Origin of the sequence: Actinoallomurus sp. NPDC052274, assembly GCF_040679475.1 — a bacterium.
Classification (GTDB): domain Bacteria; phylum Actinomycetota; class Actinomycetes; order Streptosporangiales; family Streptosporangiaceae; genus Actinoallomurus; species Actinoallomurus liliacearum.
In genome coordinates, this window is the sequence record NZ_JBFAUT010000129.1 from 1 (window position 1) to 3,887 (window position 3,887).

Sequence of the window (3,887 nt, forward strand, 5' to 3'; positions counted from 1 at the left end):
CGCTGAACCACCTACCGGAGGCCTCACTACTTAACGATCACGACACGCCGTAGCCGCCGCAAGCCACCCAAAACCGACTTCGAGACAGGGCCTAGGTCCGCACGCGGCCGGCGCGGGACTCCAGGTAGCGCTGCTCGGCGAGGCTGGCGGTGGCCTTCGCGGCGTGCCGGTAGTGCTCGTACGCCCCGGCCAGGTCGCCGGTCTGCTCCAGCAGATGCGCCCGTACGGACAGCAGCCGGTGGTGCCCGGCCATCCGCTCGTCATCGTCGAGGGTGGCCAGCAGGGCCAGCCCGGCCTGCGGGCCCTCGATCTCGGCGAGCGCGATCGCCCGGTTGAGGGTGACCATCGGGTTGGGCGCGACCCGTTCCAGGATCAGGTAGAGGGCGTGCACCTGCGGCCAGTCGGTCTCCTCGGCCGTGGCCGCGTCGGCGTGCGTGGCGGCGATGGCCGCCTGCAACTGGTAGGGCCCCAGTGCCGGGGCGGCCAGCGACGTCTTGACCAGCTCGGTGCCCTCGTTGATCAGCGTGCGGTCCCACTTGGCGCGGTCCTGCTCGTCCAGCGGCACCAGGTCGCCGGCCGTCGTCGTACGGGCCTCCCGGCGAGCGTGGGTCAGCAGCATCAGCGCGAGCAGGCCGGTCACCTCCCCGTCCTCGGGAAGCTGCGCGTGCACCATCCTGGTGAGCCGGATCGCCTCGCGCGCGAGGTCGGCGCGGTGCAACTCGCCGCCCGAGGAGGCGGTATAGCCCTCGTTGAAGATCAGGTAGAGCACGTGCAGGACGACCCGTAGCCGCTCCTCGCGCTCCGCGCCCGCCGGCAGGGTGAACGAGCCGCCGGCGGCCTTGACGCGCTGCTTGGCCCGGCTGATCCTGGCCGCCATCGTGGCCTCCGGCACCAGGAACGCGCGGGCGATCTCAGCGGTGGTCAGGCCGCCGACCGCCCGCAGCGTCAGGGCGATCTGGGAGGCCGCGGTCAGCGTCGGATGGCAGCACAGGAACAGCAGGACGAGCGTGTCGTCGGTGTCCGGTACGTCCTCGGGCACCACCTGGGTGGCCGTGACCGACTCCCGCTCGCGGCGCGCGTGGTCACTGCGCATCTGGTCGATGAGCCGCCGGGACGCGACGGTCAGCAGCCAGCCGCGCGGGTTGTCCGGCACCCCCTCGGCCGGCCACTGCACGGTGGCGGCGAGGACGGCCTCCTGTACGGCGTCCTCACATCCCTCGAATTGGCCGTGCCGGCGTACCAACGTGCCGAGGACCTGCGGCGTGAGCTCACGCAGCAGGTCCTCGAAGGGTGGGACCGTCATGCCTCCAATTGTCCGTCAGCGAACATCACCTGGCGCACCTCGATCCCCAGACCCTCGATCGCGGCGTCCGGGATCTGGGCGGCCAACTCGATCGCCCGCTCCTTGTTCTCGCAGTCGATCAGGTAGAAGCCGCCCAGGTACTCCTTGGCCTCCAGGAAGGGTCCGTCGGTCACGACCGGCCGGCCGCCCCGCACGGACACCACGGCGGCCTGGGACGGGTCGACGAGCGCCTGAGTGGTGATCATCTCGCCGGACTCCTTCAGCGCCTCGATGAACCGGCCGTGGCCCTCGCCGATCGCCGCCTTCTCCTCGTCGGTCAGCGCGTCCAGCACGGCCGGGTTGATGTGCATACTGATCAGGAACTTCATCGCGTACTCCTCGTGGTTCGCGAGCCCCGGTCGGGCCCTTCGACCGGTTGGTCGGAGCCACCGCCGTCGTCTTGACATCCCCCGCCAGAACTTCTCCGTGGATTCTCCCCCGCGCTAATGTCAAGAAGCCCCCGGCTGCTCCGACCAAGCGGCGAAACGTCGAGAGAACAGGGGTTTTTCGGAGATGCGAGTCAACCGGGCATGGCTGGGGCTGGCGGTCCTCACGCTGCCGACACTTCTCGTCGCGATGGACAGCACGGCGTTGCTCCTCGCGCTCCCGCGGCTGAGCGCCGACCTGGGCGCCACCAACGTCGAACAGTTGTGGATCAGTGACGGTTACGGGTTCACGGTGGCCGGCCTGGTCATCACGATGGGTACGCTCGGCGACCGCATCGGCCGCCGCCGGCTGCTGATGATCGGCGGAGCGGCGTTCGCGGCGCTGTCGGTCGTGGCCGCCTTCGCGACCGGCCCGCTGATGCTGATCGTCGCGCGTGCGCTGCTGGGCGTCGCCGGCGCCACCCTGGCCCCGTCCACACTCGCCCTGATCACCAACATGTTCCGCGACGACCGGCAGCGCGGCAAGGCCGTCGCGATCTGGGCAACCTGCCAGTTCACCGGCGGTGCGCTCGGGCCCGTGTTCGCCGGGCTCCTGCTCCAGTACTTCTGGTGGGGATCGGTGTTCCTGATCGCCGTGCCGGCGATGGCGGTGCTGCTGCTGACCGGACCGGTCCTGCTGCCGGAGTTCCGCGGCGACCGGGCCGGGCGGCTGGACCCGGCCGGTGTCGGGCTGTCGCTGGTCGCGGTGCTGCTGGTGGTCTACGGCATCAAGCGGCTGGCCGTCGAGGGGGTGGGAGTCGTACCGTCGGCGGCCCTCGTCGCCGGCTCGGCCGTCGGATCCCTGTTCGTCCGTCGGCAACTGCGGCTGGAGACGCCGCTGCTGGACCTGCGGCTGTTCCGCAACCGCCCATTCACGGCCGTGATCGTCGCGCTGGTCTTCGCCGGGATCGCCATGGCCGGTACGGGCCTGCTGGTGACCCAGTACCTGCAGAGCGTGCTGGGCCACTCGCCGTTCGCCTCGGCGGTGCTGTTCGCGCCGATGGGCCTGGGCGTGGCGGTCGGCACCATGACCGCACCGGCGCTCGCCCGCCGGATGAGCCAGACCACCGCGATCGCCGGCGGGCTGGTGGCGTCGGCGCTGGGCGGCCTGCTGCTGGTCGCCGTCGACGGCGCGGGCGCGTTGCCGCTGGTGATGATCGGCATCACCGTCCTGGCGCTGGGCACCGGCCCGCTGTTCGCGCTGGGCACCGGGCTGGTCGTCGGGTCCGTGCCGCCGGAGCGCGCCGGCTCGGCCGCGTCGATGTCGGAGACCGGCAACTACTTCGGCGGTTCGCTCGGCTTCGGGCTGCTCGGGGTGCTGGCCGCGGTGGTCTACCGCGGCCGGATGCACGGCACGTCCGACTCGCTGGCCGGCGCGGTCGCCGCGAGCAGGCACCTCCCCGCCGGCCGGGGCGCGGAACTGCTGCACGACGCGCGGGCGGCGTTCACCGCGAGCCTGCACGTCACCGGGGTCGTCGCCGCGGTCATCTTCGCCGCGTCGGCCGTACTGGTCCTGACCATGCGCCCGGCGACGCGGACCACCCCGGCCGCACTCCCCGACTACGAGGCGGCCGGCTCATAGGCCCTTACCGAGGCCGCGGTTGGAGCCTGCTGCCCGGTCTGACCATCATCGGAATCGCCGGCGGCACGACGTTCGCGCCGCTGCAGCAGGCCACCATGGACGGCGTCGATCCCCGGTTGGCCGGGGCGGCCTCCGGGGTTTCCAGCACCACCCGGCAGATCGGCGGCGTCGTCGGCACCGCCGTGCCGGGTGCCCTGTTGTCGGCCCGCCTCTCCTCCACCCTGCACAGCGAGGCCGCGAAGCGCGCCGGTCGGCTACCGGAGCAGCTGCGCGCCCGGTTCATCGACGACAGCACCGCCGCCGCGCGGCACGTCAGCCCGCCCACGCCGCCTGGCGGCCTGGACTCGGCGGCGCTCCGCCTGTATGAACGCGTCACCGCCGACACGTTCGCCGCCGGCTTCGTCGACGCCATGCGCACCACCCTCATGGCGTGCGCCGTGGTCCTAGGGCGTGTCTCGAAGTGAGTGGAGCCATTCGTTGATGGCGGTGATGTGGATGGTGGCTTCGTAGCGGACGGCGAGCTTGTCGTATCTGGTGG

Annotated in this window: 4 protein-coding genes; 2 read left to right on the forward strand and 2 right to left on the reverse strand. The window is 71.7% G+C overall.

All coding sequences use genetic code 11. The features are described 5' to 3' along the window. Positions 1 to 91: 91 nt before the first annotated feature. Both AB0K82_RS44345 and AB0K82_RS44350 read right to left on the reverse strand, forming a co-directional pair. The gene (locus AB0K82_RS44345) at positions 92 to 1,303 is read right to left on the reverse strand and encodes a DUF6596 domain-containing protein (protein WP_364409747.1); all 1,212 of its coding nucleotides are present in this window, start codon (positions 1,301 to 1,303) and stop codon (positions 92 to 94) included. Next, positions 1,300 to 1,671, reverse strand: coding sequence for a YciI family protein (locus AB0K82_RS44350; protein WP_364409750.1), 372 nt, complete (start codon positions 1,669 to 1,671; stop codon positions 1,300 to 1,302). Before AB0K82_RS44350 ends, AB0K82_RS44345 begins: the two co-directional genes overlap by 4 nt. A gap of 184 nt (positions 1,672 to 1,855) precedes the next feature. On the opposite strand from AB0K82_RS44350, the gene AB0K82_RS44355 reads away from it, so the two are divergent. Further along, a complete protein-coding gene (locus AB0K82_RS44355) occupies positions 1,856 to 3,349 on the forward strand; it encodes an MFS transporter (RefSeq protein ID WP_364409753.1) in 1,494 nt (497 codons plus the stop codon). A 95-nt stretch (positions 3,350 to 3,444) separates the two neighbouring features. Further along, complete coding sequence (locus AB0K82_RS44360; RefSeq protein ID WP_364409756.1) at positions 3,445 to 3,813, forward strand: hypothetical protein; 369 nt, start codon at positions 3,445 to 3,447, stop codon at positions 3,811 to 3,813. The last annotated feature ends 74 nt before the right edge of the window (positions 3,814 to 3,887 follow it).